The 18,570-nt window shown below is 70.2% G+C and carries 16 protein-coding genes; 11 read left to right on the forward strand and 5 right to left on the reverse strand.

Going from position 1 to position 18,570, the window contains the following annotated elements:
* Nucleotides 1-20: 20 nt before the first annotated feature.
* Entirely contained in the window at nt 21-401 is a 381-nt protein-coding gene (locus OG439_RS36860) for a hypothetical protein (RefSeq protein WP_247059243.1), read from the reverse strand.
* A 125-nt stretch (nt 402-526) separates the two neighbouring features.
* On the reverse strand, nt 527-1,801 hold the full coding sequence (gene purD / locus OG439_RS36865) for a phosphoribosylamine--glycine ligase (RefSeq protein ID WP_326945194.1): 1,275 nt from the start codon (nt 1,799-1,801) through the stop codon (nt 527-529).
* 167 nt (nt 1,802-1,968) lie between these two features.
* Between purD and OG439_RS36870 the strand changes: the two genes are divergently transcribed.
* The 3 genes from OG439_RS36870 (at nt 1,969) to OG439_RS36880 (ending at nt 5,691) form a co-directional block, all read left to right on the forward strand.
* Nucleotides 1,969-3,105 (forward strand): glycerophosphodiester phosphodiesterase, encoded by a 1,137-nt coding sequence (locus OG439_RS36870; protein ID WP_326945195.1) that lies wholly within the window; start codon nt 1,969-1,971, stop codon nt 3,103-3,105.
* A gap of 40 nt (nt 3,106-3,145) precedes the next feature.
* Nucleotides 3,146-4,069 carry a serine hydrolase domain-containing protein gene (locus OG439_RS36875; RefSeq protein ID WP_326945197.1) on the forward strand — a complete coding sequence of 308 codons (924 nt, stop codon included), beginning with the start codon at nt 3,146-3,148 and terminating at the stop codon, nt 4,067-4,069.
* Nucleotides 4,070-4,140: 71 nt separating this feature from the next.
* A complete protein-coding gene (locus OG439_RS36880) occupies nt 4,141-5,691 on the forward strand; it encodes an amino acid permease (RefSeq protein ID WP_326945198.1) in 1,551 nt (516 codons plus the stop codon).
* Nucleotides 5,692-5,766: 75 nt separating this feature from the next.
* Here the strand turns inward: OG439_RS36880 and OG439_RS36885 are convergent, their stop codons facing one another.
* Entirely contained in the window at nt 5,767-6,999 is a 1,233-nt protein-coding gene (locus OG439_RS36885; RefSeq protein ID WP_326945199.1) for an MFS transporter, read from the reverse strand.
* Nucleotides 7,000-7,148: 149 nt separating this feature from the next.
* Here OG439_RS36885 and OG439_RS36890 point away from each other — a divergent pair, with 149 nt between their 5' ends.
* Nucleotides 7,149-8,783: a Na+/H+ antiporter gene (locus OG439_RS36890; RefSeq protein WP_326945200.1), complete on the forward strand. Its 1,635-nt coding sequence runs from the start codon at nt 7,149-7,151 to the stop codon at nt 8,781-8,783.
* Here the strand turns inward: OG439_RS36890 and OG439_RS36895 are convergent.
* Nucleotides 8,764-9,666, reverse strand: a complete 903-nt coding sequence (locus OG439_RS36895) for a TIGR03564 family F420-dependent LLM class oxidoreductase (protein ID WP_326945201.1) — start codon at nt 9,664-9,666, stop codon at nt 8,764-8,766. The genes OG439_RS36890 and OG439_RS36895 overlap by 20 nt on opposite strands.
* A 379-nt stretch (nt 9,667-10,045) precedes the next feature.
* Between OG439_RS36895 and OG439_RS36900 the strand changes: the two genes are divergently transcribed.
* The gene (locus tag OG439_RS36900; protein ID WP_247059255.1) at nt 10,046-10,543 is read left to right on the forward strand and encodes an OsmC family protein; all 498 of its coding nucleotides are present in this window, start codon (nt 10,046-10,048) and stop codon (nt 10,541-10,543) included.
* Here the strand turns inward: OG439_RS36900 and OG439_RS36905 are convergent.
* Nucleotides 10,540-11,826, reverse strand: coding sequence for an adenylosuccinate synthase (locus tag OG439_RS36905; protein WP_247059256.1), 1,287 nt, complete (start codon nt 11,824-11,826; stop codon nt 10,540-10,542). The two genes, OG439_RS36900 and OG439_RS36905, sit on opposite strands and share 4 nt — an antisense overlap.
* Nucleotides 11,827-11,939: 113 nt before the next feature.
* Here OG439_RS36905 and OG439_RS36910 point away from each other — a divergent pair, with 113 nt between their 5' ends.
* The 6 genes from OG439_RS36910 to OG439_RS36935 all read left to right on the forward strand — a co-directional run bounded on the left by OG439_RS36910 (nt 11,940) and on the right by OG439_RS36935 (nt 18,522).
* Nucleotides 11,940-12,584 (forward strand): hypothetical protein, encoded by a 645-nt coding sequence (locus OG439_RS36910; RefSeq protein ID WP_326951711.1) that lies wholly within the window; start codon nt 11,940-11,942, stop codon nt 12,582-12,584.
* Between the two features lie 140 nt (nt 12,585-12,724).
* Nucleotides 12,725-13,363 carry an HNH endonuclease family protein gene (locus OG439_RS36915; protein ID WP_247059258.1) on the forward strand — a complete coding sequence of 213 codons (639 nt, stop codon included), beginning with the start codon at nt 12,725-12,727 and terminating at the stop codon, nt 13,361-13,363.
* Nucleotides 13,364-13,564: 201 nt separating this feature from the next.
* Nucleotides 13,565-15,178: an ABC transporter substrate-binding protein gene (locus OG439_RS36920; protein ID WP_326945202.1), complete on the forward strand. Its 1,614-nt coding sequence runs from the start codon at nt 13,565-13,567 to the stop codon at nt 15,176-15,178.
* Nucleotides 15,175-16,131 (forward strand): ABC transporter permease, encoded by a 957-nt coding sequence (locus OG439_RS36925; RefSeq protein ID WP_326951712.1) that lies wholly within the window; start codon nt 15,175-15,177, stop codon nt 16,129-16,131. The genes OG439_RS36920 and OG439_RS36925 overlap by 4 nt, the downstream gene beginning before the upstream one ends.
* A gap of 25 nt (nt 16,132-16,156) precedes the next feature.
* The gene (locus tag OG439_RS36930) at nt 16,157-16,957 is read left to right on the forward strand and encodes an ABC transporter permease (RefSeq protein WP_247059261.1); all 801 of its coding nucleotides are present in this window, start codon (nt 16,157-16,159) and stop codon (nt 16,955-16,957) included.
* The gene (locus tag OG439_RS36935; protein WP_326945203.1) at nt 16,954-18,522 is read left to right on the forward strand and encodes an ABC transporter ATP-binding protein; all 1,569 of its coding nucleotides are present in this window, start codon (nt 16,954-16,956) and stop codon (nt 18,520-18,522) included. The genes OG439_RS36930 and OG439_RS36935 overlap by 4 nt, the downstream gene beginning before the upstream one ends.
* Nucleotides 18,523-18,570: the final 48 nt, after the last annotated feature.

The raw sequence follows: 18,570 nt of genomic DNA on the forward strand, positions 1-18,570 counted from the left end.
CGGTGATCCGCAAGGTCCGGTTACGCACCGTGCTTGCCGCGGTCACCGAACACCGCCGCCTTCTCGTCTTCGCTGACTTGGTAATCCTTCGCCGCGTCTCGCAGCTGCGAGACCAGGCGCTTGAGACCCGCGACGTACTCGCGGACCTGGCCCGCGTAGGAGCGGTCGCCGTCGGCGATCACGGAGTTCCAGGCCGCCATCGACTGGGTGCTGATCACGTCGGCGGACGGCGCGTCGATCCGCAGCTCGCCGAGCCGCGTGAGCAGCTGGTCTTCGAGCGCGTTGGCCTGCTCTTCGACGATCCGGGCGACGTCGAGGACCTTGTCCGGGTGGACCAGGACGTCCGCGGCGGCCGGCGCCACCGGGACGGCCGTGCTGAGGTCGTACGAGGGTCCTGACATGCTCTCCCCTGACGTGATACCGACAGTGACCGGTCGATTCCCGTTGAGGCTACCAACCACGACGTAGCCGGAGCCTGAGATTCGACGAAGTTCGTCGCCCGCCGGTTCCCCCTTGGCCCCTCAGATCAGGCGTTCTGCTGCGCCACCGGGGCGCCGACCTCGCCGTTCGCCGCCTTGAGTGCGATGTCCGTGCGGTGGTGCGAGCCCGCGAGGTGCACCTTCTCCACGGTTTCGTACGCGTGCTTGCGCGCCGACTTGAGCGTCTTGCCCGTGGCGACGACCGAGAGCACGCGGCCGCCGGCGGACACGACCGCGCCGTCGTCACGCCGCCGGGTGCCGGCGTGCAGCACGCCGTCGATCTCGCCGCCGGTGATGACGTCGCCGGTGCGCGGCTTGCCCGGGTAACCGTCGGCCGCGATCACGACGGTGACCGCGGCGCCGCCGGCCCACTCCAGCGGCGGGTGCTCGGCGAGCTTGCCGGTGGCGGTCGCCTGCATCAGCCCGGCGATCGGCGTGCGCAGCAAGGCCAGCACGACCTGGGTCTCCGGGTCGCCGAAGCGGCAGTTGAACTCGATGACCTGCGGGCCTTCGGACGTCAGCGCGAGCCCGGCGTAGAGCAGGCCGGAGAACGAGGCGTCGCGCGCGACCAGCTCGTCGGCGACCGGCTGGACGACGCGCTCGACCAGGTCGTCGACCAGGTTCTCGGGCGCCCAGGGCAGCGGGGCGTAGGCGCCCATGCCGCCGGTGTTCGGGCCGGCGTCGTCGTCGCCGACGCGCTTGAAGTCCTGCGCGGGCAGCAGCGGCACGACGGTGTGGCCGTCGACGAAGCAGAAGAGCGAGGCCTCCGGACCGTCCAAAAAGGACTCCAGGAGGACGGGGTGACCGCCGTCGAGCAGCATGATGGCGTGCTTGCGCGCGACGTCGTAGTCGGTCGTGACGACGACGCCCTTGCCCGCGGCGAGGCCGTCGTCCTTGACTACCCAGGTCGGGCCGAAGCGGGCGAGCGCGGCGTCGAGGCGGGCCGGGTTGTCGACCACCTCGCTGCGCGCGGTCGGCACGTTCGCCGCGGCCATGACGTCCTTGGCGAACGCCTTCGAGCCTTCGATGCGGGCCGCCGAGGCCGACGGGCCGAAGCAGGCGATGCCGGCCTTGCGGACGGCGTCGGCGACGCCGGCGACGAGCGGGACCTCGGGCCCGATCACCACCAGGTCGGCCTGCCAGCTCTTCGCGAGGGCCGCGACCGCTTCCGGGTCCGCCGCTTCGACGCCGAGCTGCTCGGCCATCGCGGCCGTCCCGGCGTTGCCGGGCGCGCAGGCCAGGGCGGTGACCGTGGGGTCGCCGGACGCCGCGAGGACGAGAGCGTGCTCACGGGCGCCGGAGCCGATTACCAGTACGCGCACGCCGCACAGCGTATCCGGACGGCTTCGCGCCGGACATTTCGCCGTCCCCGGGACGGGTGTCCACGTGCCGTTTACCGCGCTGACCGCCCAGGTACGACCGGACGACGCTTGCGGCATCAAGGGTGACGCGGGTAGTCAGGGCACACCCTGTGAAAGAAGGTCACCAGATGAAGCGCAAACGTGTCGGCGTCCTGGCACTCGCCGGACTGGCGTTGCTGAGCGTCACCGGATTCGCGATCGGCTCGGCCAACGCGGCCGAGACCGGGTCCGCCGATGCGGCCGCGCACGGGCGGGGTCACGATGACCCCGTGATCATCGGACACCGCGGCGCGCCCGGGTACCGGCCGGAGCACACGCTCGCCTCGTACGAGCTCGCCTACCGCCTCGGCGTCGACTGGGTCGACGTCGACCTCGTGCCCACGAAGGACGGCCGGCTGGTCGCCCGGCACGAACCGGAGATCGGCGGCACCACCGACGTCGCGCAGCACCCGGAGTTCGCGTCCCGCAAGAAGACCCTGGTGATCGACGGCGTCTCGACGACCGGCTGGTTCACCCAGGACTTCACGCTGGCCGAGCTGAAGACGCTGCGCGCGGTCGAGCGGATCCCGGCGAACCGGCCGCACAACACGCTGTACAACGGGCGCTACCAGATCGCCTCCTTCCAGGAGGTGCTCGACCTGACCAAGCGCCTCGGCAAGGAACTGCACCGGACGCTGGGCACCTACCCCGAGGTCAAGCACTCGACGTTCTTCCAGACGATCGGCAACCCGATCGAGCCGAAGCTGGTGACGGCGCTCAAGCGCAACGGCCTCGACCGGCCGGACGCGCCGGCGATCATCCAGTCGTTCGAGGTGTCGAACCTGATCGCGCTGCACAAGCAGGTCCGGACGCCGCTGCTGCAGCTGACGTCGGCGACCGGCGCCCCGGCCGACTTCGTCGCGAAGGGCGACAAGCGGACGTACGCGGACCTCGTGACGACGTCCGGGCTGAAGGACGTCGCGAAGTACGCGAAGTACCTCGGGCCGGACAAGAGCCAGATCATCCCGCTGGACGCCGCCGGGAACCTGACGAAGCCGACCGCGATCGTCGCGGACGCGCACAAGGCGGGCCTGAAGGTGCAGCCGTACACGTTCCGGAACGAGAACCCGTTCCTGCCGGCCAACCTGCGCTCCTCGGCCGAGCCGGACGCCTACGGTGACGTGTTCACCGAAGAAGCGGCGTTCCTCAAGGCGGGCGTCGACGGCTTCTTCGCCGACCAGGGCGACACCGCGCTCGAATCGCTGCACGCGTTCCTGGGTCGCTAAACGCTTTGCCGTGAGGGGCACCTTCAGGGACGCTTCGTCCATGAAGGTGCCCCTCACGGCGTTCTCCGGCGTGGTGCTGGTCAGCCGCGGTGACGAGACGCTGCTCGCCGGGGCGGCCGGGTACGCGCACCGCGGCTACGGCGTCGAGAACACCGTCGACACCCGGTTCGCGATCGCCAGCGGCACCAAGGGGTTCACCGCGCTGGTCGTCGTCGGGCTGATCGCCGAAGGACGGCTGACCCTGGACGCCCGCGCCCGCGACTTGCTGGGCGGCGACCTGCCGCTGATCGACGACGCCGTCACCGTCGAGCACCTGCTGACGCACACGTCCGGCATCGGCGACTATTGCGACGAAGAGGCGGACCCGCCGCCGACGCCATCCCTCGCCACGTCCGCCGACTACCTCGCCGCGCTCGACGGCTATCCGCAGAGGTCCGCGCCCGGCACGGAGTTCCGCTACAACAACGGCGCGTTCGCCGTCCTCGGCCTGCTCGCCGAACGGGTCGCGGGCCGGCCGTTCCACGACCTCGTGCACGAGCGCGTCTGCGAGCCCGCCGGAATGGCGGACACGGCGTTCCTCCGGTCGGACGCGCTGCCCGGCCGGACCGCCACCGGCTACCTGGAAGACGGCCGCACCAACGTGTTCAGCCTGCCGGTGCGCGGGCACGGCGACGGCGGGAGCTACAGCACCGCGCCGGACTTCCGGCGGTTCTGGCCCGCGTTCCTCGACGGCCGGATCGTGCCCCGCGAGTGGGTGGCCCGGATGCTGCGCCCGCACGCCCCGGGTTACGGCCTCGGCTTCTGGCTGCCGTGGCCCGGCGCCGTGCGGCTCGAAGGCGGCGACCACGGCGTCTCGTTCCGGAGCACGCACTCCGGCGGCGTCACCGCGACGCTCCTCTCGAACGACCACCGCGGCGGCGGACCGCTGCTCCAGCGGCTGGACGAGTTCTTGACGAAGCCTTGACACCCCTCGGCCGCCGGGGCTAACTTCGGCGAATTCAATGGTCTGGCCGCATACCTTTCAAGAGGTGCCCGATGGATGTCTCCGACCAGCAGACCACTCCCGACCACGACCCCGCCCAGGACGACGACTCCGCACGCCTGCACCAGCTCGGCTACGCGCAGGAGCTCAAGCGGACGATGTCGGGGTTCTCGAACTTCGCCGTCTCGTTCACCATCATCTCCATCCTGTCCGGCTGCCTGACGCTCTACGGGTTCGGCATGAAGACCGGCGGGCCGGCCGCGATGATCTGGGGCTGGCCGCTCGTCGGGATCTTCGTCATCCTGGTCGGCCTGGGCATGGCCGAGGTCTGCTCCAGCTACCCGACCGCGGGCGGGCTGTACTACTGGGCGGCGCGGCTGGCGCGGAAGAACGGCCCCGCGTGGTCGTGGTTCACCGGCTGGTTCAACCTCGTCGGGCAGATCGCCGTCACCGCGGGCATCGACTTCGGCGCGGCCCTGTTCCTCAACGCGTTCCTCGACCTGCAGTGGGGTTTCTCGGCGACGCCGGGGCACACGATCCTGCTGCTCGCGATCATCCTCGTGGTGCACGGCCTGCTGAACACCTTCGGCGTCCGGATCGTGGCGATCCTCAACAACGTCAGCGTGTGGTGGCACCTCATCGGCGTGCTGGTGATCGTCGGCGTGCTGATCTTCGTGCCCGCCAAGCACCAGGACGCGTCGTTCGTCTTCGGCAGCTTCGTGAACCAGACGGGCTGGGGCTCGGCGTTCTACGTCTTCGCGCTGGGTCTCCTGGTGGCGCAGTACACGCTGACCGGCTACGACGCGTCGGCGCACATGACCGAGGAGACGAAGAGCGCGGCGACGGCCGGGCCGCGCGGCATCGTGATGTCGATCGTCGTCTCGCTCGTCGCGGGCTGGATCCTGCTGATCGGTCTCACGTTCGCGATCCAGGACTACGCGGGCGAGGTCGGCTCGGCCACCGGTGTCCCGCCCGCGCAGATCTTCATCGACGCCACCGGCGCGGTCACCGGCAAGTTCCTGCTGCTGATCTGCATCGGCGCGCAGCTGTTCTGCGGCATGGCGTCGGTGACGGCCAACTCGCGGATGATCTACGCGTTCGCCCGCGACGGCGCGATCCCCGGGTCGAAGTTCTGGCACAAGATCAACAAGCGCACGCAGACGCCGACCAACGCCGTCTGGCTGGGTGCGGGCGGCGCGCTGATACTCGCGCTGCCGTACCTGTGGAGCGCGACGGCCTACGCGGCGGTGACCTCGATCGCCGTGGTGGGGCTGTACGTGGCGTACGTGATCCCGGTGTTCCTGCGCGTCCGCCAGGGTGACGACTTCGAGCGCGGGCCGTGGCACCTCGGCCGCTGGGGCAAGCCGGTCGGCATCGTCGCGACCACGTGGGTCGTCCTGATCTTCATCCTGTTCATGCTGCCGCAGGTTTCCCCGGTGACGGTGGACTCGTTCAACTACACACCGGTCGCGTTCCTCGTGGTGCTCGGCGGCGCGGGGCTGTGGTGGGTGCTCTCGGCCCGGAAGTGGTTCAAGGGCCCCAAGGTCCAGGGCTCGGAGGCCGAACTCGCGGCCGTGGAACAGGAACTCAAGGAACTCGGCTGACGCTCGGTGCAAGTTGTCGTGAGTGGTAATGAGGGTTAGAACCCTCATTACCACTCACGACAAGCCGCGGCAGACTCAGGAAGTCCGGGCTTCCCGTGCCGGGACGGAGTCCTCGACCCGGACGTCGTGGCCCGGGCGGACGACCGTGACCGCCACCGCGCCCAGGGCGCCGACCGCCGCGAAGGCGTAGAAGCCCCACGGGTAGGCGATTCCGGCCGTCAGCAGCGCGCCGCCCAGCAGCGGGCCGGAGATCGCGCCGATCCGGCCGATGCCGGCGGACCAGCCGAGGCCGGTCGCGCGGATCGCGTCCGGGTAGATCCGGCCGATGTAGGCGTACACCAGCACCTGGGCGCTGAAGACGAAGCAGCCGGTCAGGAACACCGCCGCGTACAGCCCGACGGCCGGCAGCCGCACGCTCAGCAGCGCCAGGAACACCGCACCCGCGATGAACCAGACGCGCGCGGACGGCCGGATGCCGACGCGGTCGGCGACCCGGCCCGCGACGAGCAGGCCCACGATGCCGCCGACGTTCAGCGTCAGCAGCAGGCTGAGCGCGGCGCCGAGCGGGTAGCCGGCCTGGCGCATGATCTCCGGCAGCCAGGTGTTCAAGCCGTAGACGAGCAGCAGGCCCATGAACGACGTGATCCAAAACGCGATGGTGGCGCGCAGCAGCCCGCCGCGGAACAGCCCGGCGACGGCGTGCCCGGCCGAGCGCTCGGTCTCGCGGACCCGCTGGAACGACTCGGACTCCGGCAGGAACTTCAGCATCAGCGGGATCAGCACCACCGCGGGCAGCGCCCCGGCGACGAACATCGCGCGCCAGCCCAGCGGCGAGATCAACACGATCGCCAGCAGCGCCGTCAGCACCGCGCCGACGTGGTAGCCGGTCATCACCGTGGTCGTCGCGCTGCCGGCCTTGCCGCGGCGCGCGTACTCAGTGACCAGCGTGATGGCCGTCGGCAGGCAGCCGCCGAGGCCGAGCCCGGCGACGAAGCGCAGCAGGCCGAAGACGAACGTCGACGGCGCGAAGGCGCACAACAGCGTGCACAGCGAGAACAACGCGACCGAGATGATCAGGGACTTCCGGCGGCCGATGACGTCGGTGATCGTGCCGATCGCCAGGCCGCCCAGCATCATCCCGGCCAGGCCGACCGTCGAGACGATCGACGCCGTGGCGGGCGTCAGGCCCCAGACGTGGTCACGCAGGAGCACGGGCAGCACGGAGCCGAGCACGACGAGGTCGAACCCGTCGAGCAGAACGGCGGTCCAGGCCAGGGGCACGACCCAGGAGCGAGTGCCAGGGGACATGGGGAACCTCCGGATGTGCGTCGGTGCACGTCATCCGCACAGGTGTGCGTAGTGCGCACAAGTATGCACAGGGGGTACGACGTAATCCAGGTCACTTCCATTCACCGGAAGGCAAGCGCAGGCTCTCTACCTGCGGGAAGATCACGCGCGTGGAGATCCTGGTCCTGATGGGCGTGCTCACCGGTTCGCTCGCGCTGACGGCGTTCGCGCGGCGCTACAACCTGTCCGCGCCACTGCTGGTCGTCGTGGTCGCGCTCGGGGTCGCGCTGATTCCCGGCGTGCCGCGGCTCGAGCTGGAGCCGGAGCTCGTCCTCACCGTCGTGCTGCCGCCGTTGCTCTACTCGACGTCGCTCGAAAGCTCGGTGACGCACTTCAAGCGCAACCTGCGCCCGATCGTCGCGCTGGGCGTGGTGCTCGTGGCCGTCACCGCGGTGGTCGTCGCGCTGGTCGTGCACCTGCTGCTGCCGGACGTGCCGTTCGCCTCCGCACTCGTCCTCGGCGCGGTCGTGGCGCCGCCGGACGCCGTGACGGCGGTGGCGATCGGCCGCAAGCTCGGCCTGCCGCGGCGCGTGATGAGCGTGCTGACCGGCGAAAGCCTGGTCAACGACGCCGCCGCGCTGACGCTCTACAAGGTCGCGCTCGCCGCCGTCGCCGGCACCGCGGGCTCGGCCGGGCACGGCTTCGCGGTGTTCGGCGTCGCGACCGTGCTGGGCATCGCCGTCGGCCTGGCGATCGGCGCGCTCGTGGTGGGGATCCGGCGGCTGCTCGACGACCCGCTGCTGGAGTCGGCGTTCGGGATCATCGTGCCGTTCGGCGCGTACGTCACCGCCGAGCACCTGCACCCGTTCGGTGAGGAGTTCAGCGGGTCCGGCGTGCTCGCCGTCGTCGCCGCGGGCCTCTACCTCGGGCACCGCTCGCTCTACGCGTCACCCGCGACGCGCATGCAGGACAGATCCGTCTGGGCGTCGATCGACGTCCTGCTGGAGGCGCTGGTGTTCGCGCTGATGGGCCTGCAGCTGCCGTTCGTGCTCGACGGCGCCGCGCACGCGGCCCGCGACAACGGCACCCTCGCGCTGGTGGCGCTGGCCGTGCTCGCGGTGACGATGCTGGTGCGGATCCCGGCGGTGGCGCTGTTCGCGTACCTGCCGAAGACGTTGCGGCTGTTCGGCCAGGTCCGCCGGGCGCCCGGCTGGCAGACGATCGCGGTGATCTCGTGGACCGGCATGCGCGGCGTCGTCACGCTCGCCGCCGCGGCCGGCGTCCCGGCCGACACGCCCGGCCGCGAGGAGATCCAGCTGTTCGCGTTCGCGGTGGCGATCGGCACGGTGCTCATCCAGGGCCTCACGCTGCCGCCGTTGATCCGGGTGCTGAAGGTGCAGGACCCGTCGGAGACCTCGCGGGACGAAGCGGAGGAACTCGCCGCACGGGAAGTCGCGCAGAAGGCGGCGCACGCGCGGTTGCGCGAGATCAGCCGTGACCGGCTCGCCGAGCTGGACCTGCCGCCGGAGAAGGTCGAGCGCCTGAAGGAGCGGCTGGAACGGCTCGTCGACACGCGCTACCGGTTCGCCAAAGCGGCGATCACGCTGTCCGGCGAGGACCGCTCCGGCAGCCCGCAGGCGCAGTTCGCGAAGGCCCGGCGCGAGCTGCTGATCACCCAGCGCAAGGCGATGATCGAGGAGAACCGCGCAGGCCGGCTCGACGACGAGATCCTCGGGAAGATGCTGCGCGAGCTGGACCTGGAGGAGCTGTCGGTGTCGACGACGCTCACGAACCGATTGAGCTGATCACCTCCCAGGTCCGTCGCCGCTCCTCGGACGAGCGGATGCCGGTCTGCGACACGAGGACATCGGTCGCGCCGGCGTCGTAGTACCGCCGGAGCCCGGCGAGGACGGTCTTCTCGTCACCGATGATCGCCAGGTCCGCCGGATGATCGACACCTTCCGCGGCCAGGATCCGTTGATACGACGGGATCTGCGCGTAGAAGGCCATCTGTTCGACGGCGAGAGCACGCACGGCGTCGGGCTCGTTCGTGACGATCGCGGGCACGGCGGCGAGGATCCGCTTGCCCGCGGGCAGGTGCGGCACGATCTGTTCGGCCAGCGCCCGCGGCCCGGCGAGGAACGGCAGGGTCCCGTCGGCCAGCTCACCGGTGACGCGCAGCGCCTGCGGCCCCATCGCGGCGACGATGATCGGCACATCACCGCCCACAGTGGACAGTCCGGGCGCGTGGGCCTGGACGGTCTCGCCGTCGAAGTCGACGGCCTCGCCGGTGAAGACCTGCTTGAGCACGGTCAGGTACTCGCGCAGGTGCTTGATGGGCGGCGGGTACTCGACGCCGTAGACGGGCCCGAGGAACCCCTTCGAGCCGAGCCCGACGCCGAGGGTGAACCGCCCACCGGTGGCGGCGTGCGCGGTCTGCGCCGCGTTCGCGACCACCAGCGGGTGCCGCGGGTAAATGGGCACCACGGAGGTGCCGACCTCGAGCCCGGGGTTCTCCCGCCCCGCGAGAGCGGCGACGGTGATGGCGTCCTGGCTGAGCGGAAGCTGCGAGAACCACACGGACTTGAGCCCGGCGTCGGCGGCTTGCCTGGCCTGCGCCAGGAGCTCGTCGACGAGGTTGGGCGCGGCGGCGGTGTCGCCCGAGGGAAGCGTGACTCCGATGGTCATGATCCTCACGCTAACCCTCGGTGCCACCGGTTTCCGGCTTCTCAGCGCTTGAGAAGCGGAGTTATCCACAATGGGTTCGGTTGTCCACAGATTTCGTCCGGACCCGTTTTCGCGCCGGGGGTGCCGATACGCTGGAGGCGGGACCGGCCCCCCAAGGGAAGGGCGGGGTGGGCCTCGGTGGCGGGATGGCCGGGCAAGCCCGGCGAACCCGGCCCACGCCAGAAGGTGGACCACCGCGCCATGATCCCCGCATCGGCCGGTCAGGCAAGCGCTTCCGCATCCCGGGAACCGGCGCTCCCAGCGCGTGGGAACTCGCGCGAACCGTGAGGGAATCACCCACTCTGGGGCGAGATCCCGATCACCATCCTCAGGAGATCCCATGTCGCTGACCGACGTCATCGACGGCACTCGCAAGGCCGTCGACGCCGACCCGCACAACGCCGCCGTGTCCTTCAGCGTGGAGCACACCCTGAAGCCCGGCACCAGGACCGAAGTCGCCGTCAAGGTGCGGGGGCACGAGTTCACCGTCGACGAGCCGCCGGCGCTCGGCGGTGCCGACCAGGCCGCGAACCCCGTCGAGTTCGCGCTCGCCGCGCTCGGGTCATGCCAGGTGATCACGTACCAGTTCTGGGCGGCCAAGCGCGGGATCCCGCTCGACTCGGTCAAGGTCACCGTCGACGGTGACCTCGACCTGCACGGCTTCTTCGGCTTCTCGCTCAACACCCGCCCCGGTTTCGGGGACGTCCGGGTGTCCGTCGAGCTCGAAGGGCCGGCGAGCCGGGAGCGCTACGAAGACCTCAAGCGCGAGGTCGACGAGCACTGCCCGGTGCTCGACCTGTTCCGCAACGAGACGCCGGTCAGCACAAAACTGACTTAAACGAACTGGTGCCGCACGATCGTCTGCTCGCGGCCCGGGCCGACGCCGATCGCCGAGATCCGGGCGCCCGACAGCTCTTCGAGGCGCTCGACGTACGCGCGGGCGTTCGCCGGGAGCTCCTCGAACGTGCGGCACGCCGAGATGTCCTCGAACCAGCCCGGGTGCTCTTCGTAGATGGGGATCGCGTGGTGCACGTCGGTCTGCGTCATCGGCATGTCCTGCGTGCGGAAGCCGTCGACCTCGTAACCCACGCACACCGGCACCTTCTCCAGCCCGGACAGCACGTCCAGCTTGGTGAGGAAGTAGTCGGTGATGCCGTTGACGCGGACCGCGTAGCGCGCGATCACCGCGTCGAACCAGCCGGTGCGCCGCGAGCGGCCCGTGGTGACGCCGAACTCGCCGCCCTGCTTGCGCAGGTACTCGCCGGACTCGTCGTTCAGCTCGGTCGGGAACGGCCCGGAGCCGACGCGCGTGGTGTAGGCCTTGAGGATGCCGAGCACCGTGCCGATCCGGCCCGGGCCGATGCCCGAACCGGCGCTCGCGCCACCGGACGTCGGGTTCGACGACGTCACGAACGGGTAGGTGCCGTGGTCGACGTCGAGCAGCGTGCCCTGTGAGCCTTCGAGCAGCACGGTCTCACCGCGCTCGAGGGCCTGGTTGAGCTGCAGCCGGGTGTCGGCGATGCGGTGCGCGAACTTCTCGCCCGCGGCGAGCACCTCGTCGGCGACCTGGTTCGCCTCCAGCGCCTTGCGGTTGTAGACCTTCACCAGCACCTGGTTCTTGAACTCCAGCGCGGCTTCGACCTTCTGCCGGAAGATCTTCTCGTCGAGCAGGTCCTGCACGCGGACGCCGACGCGGGCGATCTTGTCCTGGTAGCACGGCCCGATGCCGCGGCCGGTGGTGCCGATCTTGCGGCTGCCCAGGTAGCGCTCGGTGACTTTGTCGATGGCCACGTGGTACGGCATGATCAAGTGCGCGTCGGCGGAGATCAGCAGCTTGGACGTGTCGACGTCCCGCGCTTCGAGTCCGGACAGCTCGTCCAGCAGCACACCCGGATCGACGACCACGCCGTTGCCGATGACGTTGGTCACGCCGGGGGTGAGGATGCCGGACGGGATGAGGTGCAGGGCGAAGTTCTCGCCGTTCGGCAGGACGACCGTGTGACCGGCGTTGTTGCCACCCTGGTAGCGGACGACCCACTGGACGCGGTCACCCATCAGGTCGGTGGCCTTGCCCTTGCCTTCGTCTCCCCATTGGGCACCGATGAGCACGATGGCCGGCATGTGACACTCCAAGGTGTTCGACGACGTGAGGTTTGGTGTCCGGGGCGGACACCGGTGGCGCTGGTAAATGCCGGTGCATGACTGTAACGGAGGACCCGCGGGTGCGCGGAATAGTGGTGGCCTGTGGCGACGACGCGGCCGGCTTCGAAGAAGTCGATGACGTCGAATCGGTCCGCGTGCCGAGCCGTCCCGGCAAAGCGGAAATCGACCCCTTGCTGGGCGAACACGATCACCTGGTGGTGTCGGGCACGGACGCCGATCTCGCCGCGGTCGTGTTGCGACTGTTGCGGAAGGACGCGATCTCCGGCGTGTCGGTCGGGTTCGTGCCGTCCTCGCCGGACTCGTCGGTCGCCGCGCTGTGGGGGTTGCCGAAGACGCCGCTGCAGGCGCTCGCGCTCGCGTTGCGCGGCGAGGTCGACCCGGTGCCGCTGATCCGCGACGACGTCGGCGGCGTGCTCGTCGGGCGCGGGCTGCTGCGGCTCGTCCGCGGCGTGGCTTACTGCGACGAGCAGGTCGCGTTGCGCGGGCCGGCCGCGTCGATCGAGGTGACGCCGGATCCGGGCGGGCCGGGCCTGGCCGTGCGCGTGGTGAAGGGGACCGTCTTCAAGCGGCCGACGACGCTGTACTCGCGTGCCTTCCAGATCGGCTGCATCCCCACGCGGCCGGTGCGCGACGACGTGGTCTTCGACCGCGCGGTGAACAAGTGGACCTGGTACCGGCACACGGAGGATCTGCGACTCGTTCGCGGAGCGGCCTGACCTGCGTTTTTCACTCTCACGTGAGCCAGCAGACACTCAGCGTTGGCGAACGGGCAGCAACATGTCACCTATACGTGTTGCACACGCCACTCAGGTGTATCAGGGTTAGCTGTCCCCACACCTGACATGGAGGCAGCAATATGCCAACCAGGCGTGCTGTTCGTCATTCCTTGGCTGTCCTCGCCGCCACCGCGGTGCTCTCCGGAACATTGGCCGGCGTCGCCGACGCCACCCCGCCGGGCGTCCCGTCCGCCGCGACGGCGAAGTCCGAGCTGGCTTCGCTGACCGTGAAGGCCGACGGGTCCCAGACCGGCTACAGCCGCGACAAGTTCCCGCACTGGATCGACCAGGGCAACAGCTGCGACACGCGCGAAGTCGTGTTGAAGCGCGACGGCACGAACGTCGTCACCGGGTCGAACTGCGCCGCCACCTCCGGCAGCTGGTTCAGCCCGTACGACGGCGAGACCTGGACGGCGGCGTCCGATGTGGACATCGACCACGTGGTGCCGCTGGCCGCCGCGTGGCGCACCGGGGCGTCGTCGTGGACGACGGCCCAGCGCCAGGCGTACGCGAACGACCTGACCGACCCGCAGCTCATCGCCGTGACGGACAACGTCAACCAGTCGAAGGGCGACAAGTCGCCCGACCAGTGGAAGCCGCCGCTCACCGGCTACTGGTGCACCTACGCGAAGATGTGGGTCGCGGTGAAGACGAAGTTCAAGCTCACCGTCAACACCGCGGAGAAGACGGCCCTGACGGACATGCTCGGCCGCTGCTGACCCGGGTCTGCCGCAGCTCGTCGTGAGTGTTTAGGGCGGTTCTAACCGCCCTAAACACTCACGACAACTCGAGCCGAGCGGAAGTCAAGGGGGAATCGTTGCGGTGCCAGGGGTTGGGACCCGGGTTCGCACTGTGGGACGGCCTCAAGTGCGGAACTAGCGTCGCGCTTGAAGTCGCAACCGCTCCCCTGGAGGCCGTCGGTGTCCCAGCTTTCCCGTGCCCGCAACGCCGCGGCCCTGCTCGCCCTGCCCCTGCTGCTGACCGCCTGCTCCGCTGCGGGCGGCGAGCAGTCCGCCGCCGACGCCGGTCCGCCCAAGGCCGGCGGCACGCTCCGGCTCGGCATCTCGTCCGCGCCCGACTGCATCGACCCGCAGCAGACCGCCACGAACGCGTCGATCAACGTCGCGCGCCAGCTGGTCGACTCGCTGACCGACCAGGACCCGAAGAGCGGCGAGATCAAGCCGTGGCTGGCCGAGAAGTGGGAGAGCAACGCCGATTCGACGGCGTTCACCTTCCACCTGCGCGCCGGCGCGACGTTCTCCGACGGCACCCCGGTCGACGCCGCCGCGATCAAGACCAGCTTCGACGGCATCAAGGCTCTCGGCACGAAGGCCCAGCTCGGCTACGGCTACCTCGCGGCCTACAAGAGCACGACCGTCGTCGACCCGCGGACCGCGCGCCTCGAGTTCTCCGCGCCCAGCGCCCAGTTCCTGCAGGCCAGCTCGACGGTGTCGCTCGGCGTCCTGGCCCCCGCGGCGTTCCAGAAGACGCCGGAGCAGCGCTGCCAGGGCAACGGCCTGGTCGGCTCCGGGCCGTTCACCTTCGAGAGCCTGAAGCAGAACCAGGAGATCGTGCTGGCCAAGCGCAAGGGCTACACCTGGGGCTCGTCGCTGTTCAAGCACCAGGGTGAGGCGTACCTCGACAAGATCGACTACAAGATCGTGCCGGAGCCCGGCGTCCGCACCGGCAGCCTCGCCTCCGGGCAGCTCGACGCGATCACCGACGTCCAGCCGGTCGACGAGCCGCAGTTCACGAGCAACGGCTTCACCGAGAACATCCGGCCGAACCCGGGGGTCGTGTTCAACCTGCACGCGAACACCACCCGCGGCGTGCTCACCGACGAAAAGGTGCGCCAGGCCGTGCTCAAGGGCGTCGACCGCACCGAGGTCGTGAACACCGTGCTGACGCCGAGCTACAAGCCGGCCACCAGCATCCTGGGCTCGGCGACGCCGTTGCACAGCGACCTGTCCGCGCAGCTGGCCTACGACCAGAAGGGCGCCACGGCGCTGCTGGACGGCGACGGCTGGGTGCCCGGCGCCGACGGCATCCGCGTGAAGAACGGGCAGCGGCTGAGCGCGGCCGTCGTGTTCTCGCCGGTGTTCAACCAGAACCGCAGCGTGCTGGAGCTGATCCAGCAGCAGCTGCGCAAGATCGGTTTCGACCTCAAGATCGAGCAGCACACCAACGCCGAGACCACGCAGATCCAGCTGAGCGGCAACTACGACTTCCTCTGGTACAACGTGACCCGCGCCGACCCGGACATCCTGCGCGGCCAGTTCTCCACGAAGGCCGGCAACCGCAGCCGGCTCACGCCGGGCAACCCGCTCGACGTCGCCCTCGACGCCCAGTCGTCCACTGTGGACAACGCCAAGCGCGAGCCGTCGGCCGACGAGGCGCAGAAGCTGATCGTCGACCACGCCTACGCGGTGCCGGTGTTCGAGCTGACCCAGGTCGTCGCGGAGAGCGCCAAGGCGCACGCCGTCGACTTCGAAGCGTCGTCACGGCTGCAGCTGTTCGACGCGTGGCTGTCGTGAGGAACTACCTGCTCCGCCGGGTCGCGCAAGCGGTCTTCGTGCTGTGGGCGGCGTTCACGCTGTCGTTCCTGATCCTCTACCTGCTGCCGGGTGACGCCGTTTCGGCGAAGCTCGCCGGCGGGGAGGCCGGGTCGTCGACGACGCCGGAGCAGCTCGCCGCGGCCCGCGCGGAGTACGGCCTCGACTCGCCGCTGCCGGTCCAGTACCTGAAACGGCTGGTCTCGGCGTTGCACGGCGACTTCGGCCGCAGCGTCGCGACCGGCGACGACGCGACGCACATGGTCGTCACGGCGTTGCCGCCGACGCTCGCCGTGACGAGCCTGGCCCTGGTGCTCGCCGTGCTGTTCGGCGGCGGCTCGGCGTTCCTGGGCACGTTCACGCGGTTCCGCTGGCTGCGGCAGGCGCTGCTGTCCCTGCCGTCGCTGGCCATCTCGCTGCCGCCGTTCTGGGTGGGCCTGGTGCTGATCCAGTTCTTCTCGTTCCGGTTGCGGCTGCTGCCCGCGCTCGGCACGCAGGGCTTCGAGACGATCATCCTGCCCGCGATCACGCTCGCCCTGCCGACCGGCGCGATCATCGGCCAGGTGCTGGCGAAGAGCCTGGCCACGCAGCAGGAGCAGCCGTACGCGGAGATCGCCGCGGCCAAGGGCGCGAGCCGCTGGAGAGTCCACTTCGGACACCTGCTGCGCAACGCCGCCGTGCCGACGCTGACCGTCGCCGGGGTGGTGGCGGGCAACCTGGTCGCCGGTTCGGTGATCACCGAGACGGTGTTCTCGCGCGACGGCGTCGGCCGGGTGACCGCGGCCGCCGTCACCGCGCAGGACGTCCCGGTGGTGCAGGCGGTGATCGTGCTGGCCGCGCTGGTGTTCGTGGTGCTCAACCTGAGCGTCGACCTGCTCTACCCGCTGCTCGATCCGCGGATCGCGCGTACCCCCGAGGCGGTGGCCCGTGGTTGACCTCGCCACCAAACGGCACTTTCACGTGAAAGTGCCGTTCCCGCCCGGTCTCGTGATCGCCGTTGTGGTGCTGGCGTTCGTGCTGCTGGCGGCCTTCGTGCCGGGGCTGTTGACCAGCTACGACCCGATCACCGGCGTCCCGGCCGAACGGCTGCAAGGGCCGTCGCTGCACCACTTCTTCGGCACCGACGAGACCGGCCGTGACGTCTACGCGCGGGTGATCCACGGCGCGTCCCTCTCGCTGCGCGCCACCGCGATCGCCGTGCTGACGGCGTTGATCGCGGGCTCGGCGCTGGGCCTGCTCGCCGGCTTCCGCGGTGGCTGGGCCGACACCGTGATCATGCGGATCGTCGACGTCTTCCTGGCCATCCCGCCGATCCTGCTGTCGCTGGCCCTGGTCACGGCGCTGGGCTTCGGCACGACGAACGTCGCGATCGCCGTCGGCATCGCGAACCTCGCGTCCTTCGCGCGAGTCATGCGCGCGGAGGTGCTTCGCGTGCGAAGCGGCGTGTTCGTCGAAGCCGCGCGAGCCAGCGGAGTGCGCTGGTCCGGCGTGCTGCTGCGGCACGTCCTGCCGAACGCGGCCGGCCCGGTGCTCGCCCTCGCGACGCTCACCCTCGGCACGGCCGTGCTCGAGGTGTCGGCGCTGAGCTTCCTCGGTTTCGGCGCGACCCCGCCGACGCCGGAGTGGGGCTCGCTCGTCGCCGGCGGCCGCAGTTTCCTGGCCACGGCCTGGTGGATGACGACGTTCCCGGGATTGACGGTCGCGGCGGTGGTCCTGTCCGCGAACCGGCTTTCCCGCGCACTGGACGGAGGCGAACGATGACCCTGCTGCGCATCGAAAACCTGGCCGTGTCGTACCGGACGCGGGCCGGGCTGGTCCCGGCCGTCCAGGACGTCAGCCTCGACGTCGGCGAAGGCGAGGTCGTCGCGGTCGTCGGCGAGTCCGGCTCGGGCAAGTCGACCACCGCGCACGCGGCGATCGGCCTGCTGCCCCGCGGCGGCCGGATCGACGGCGGCGCGATCACGTTCGGCAACCGCGACCTGACGTCATTGTCCCCCAAGCAGTGGCGGAGTGTGCGAGGGCGGGAGATCGCGCTGGTGCCGCAGGACCCGGCCGTCTCGCTCAACCCGGTGCACCGGATCGGCGACCAGGTCGCGGAGGTGCTGCGGATCCACGGCCTCGCCGACCGCCGCGCCGCTTCGCTGCAGGCCGTCGAACTGCTCGAACGCGCGGGCGTACCTTCGCCGGAACTGCGGGCGAAGCAGTACCCGCACCAGCTGTCGGGCGGGCTGCGGCAGCGCGTGCTGATCGCGGCCGCGCTGGCCGGGCGGCCGAAGCTGATCATCGCGGACGAGCCGACCAGCGCGCTCGACGTCACCGTGCAGCGGCGGATCCTCGACCACCTGACGTCGCTGGCCGCGGAGTCGGGGACGGCGATCCTGCTGATCACGCACGACCTGGGCGTCGCGGCCGATCGCGCGTCACGGATCGTCGTGCTCTCCCGCGGCGAAGTCGCCGAAGAGGGCAAGACCGCCGAAATCGTCAGCGCGCCTTCGCAGCCCTACACGCAGCAACTGCTCGCGGCGGCACCGAGCATGACGAGCACACTGCGTCCGGCGGCTCCGGCCGCCGAGCCACTGGTGACGGCGCGAGACCTGGCGAAGACGTTCGACGGCGGCATCCGCGCGGTCGACGGCATCTCGTTCGACATCCCCCGCGGCCAGACCCTGGCGCTGGTCGGCGAATCCGGCTCGGGCAAGTCGACGACGGCGCGCATGCTGCTGCGGCTCGAAACGCCGTCCGCCGGTGCGATCGAGTTCGACGGCCAGGACATCACGTCACTCGGCGGCAACGAGCTGCGCCGGCTGCGGCGCCGGATGCAGATCGTCTACCAGAACCCGTACGCGTCACTGAACCCGAAGTTCTCGATCGAGGACGTCATCGCCGAGCCGCTGCGGGCGTTCGGTCTGCCGCGCACCCGGGTTCCGGAGCTGCTGGAGCAGGTCGCGCTGCCGGCGTCGGTGGCCCGCCGAAAGCCGGCGGAGCTCTCGGGCGGCCAGCGACAGCGGGTCGCGATCGCGCGGGCGTTGGCGCTGCGGCCGGACCTGGTGGTGTGCGACGAGCCGGTGTCGGCGCTGGACGTCTCGGTACAGGCCCAGATCCTGCGGCTGCTGGCGGAGCTGCAGTCGGAGCTGGGGTTGTCGTACCTGTTCATCTCGCACGACCTGGCGGTGGTCCGGCAGCTCGCGGACCAGGTGGGCGTGCTGCGGGCGGGAACGATGGTCGAGCTGGGCCCGGCCGCACAGGTGCTGCACGAGCCGAAGGCGGAGTACACGAAGGAACTGCTGGCGGCGATCCCGGGACGGTCGGTCCAGGAGGTCGGTTGAGACAAAACCGGACAGGATCGACGGTGGGTTCTTTCCTCACCACCCTCC

The sequence above is a fragment of the Amycolatopsis sp. NBC_01307 genome, assembly GCF_035975215.1.
Classification (GTDB): domain Bacteria; phylum Actinomycetota; class Actinomycetes; order Mycobacteriales; family Pseudonocardiaceae; genus Amycolatopsis.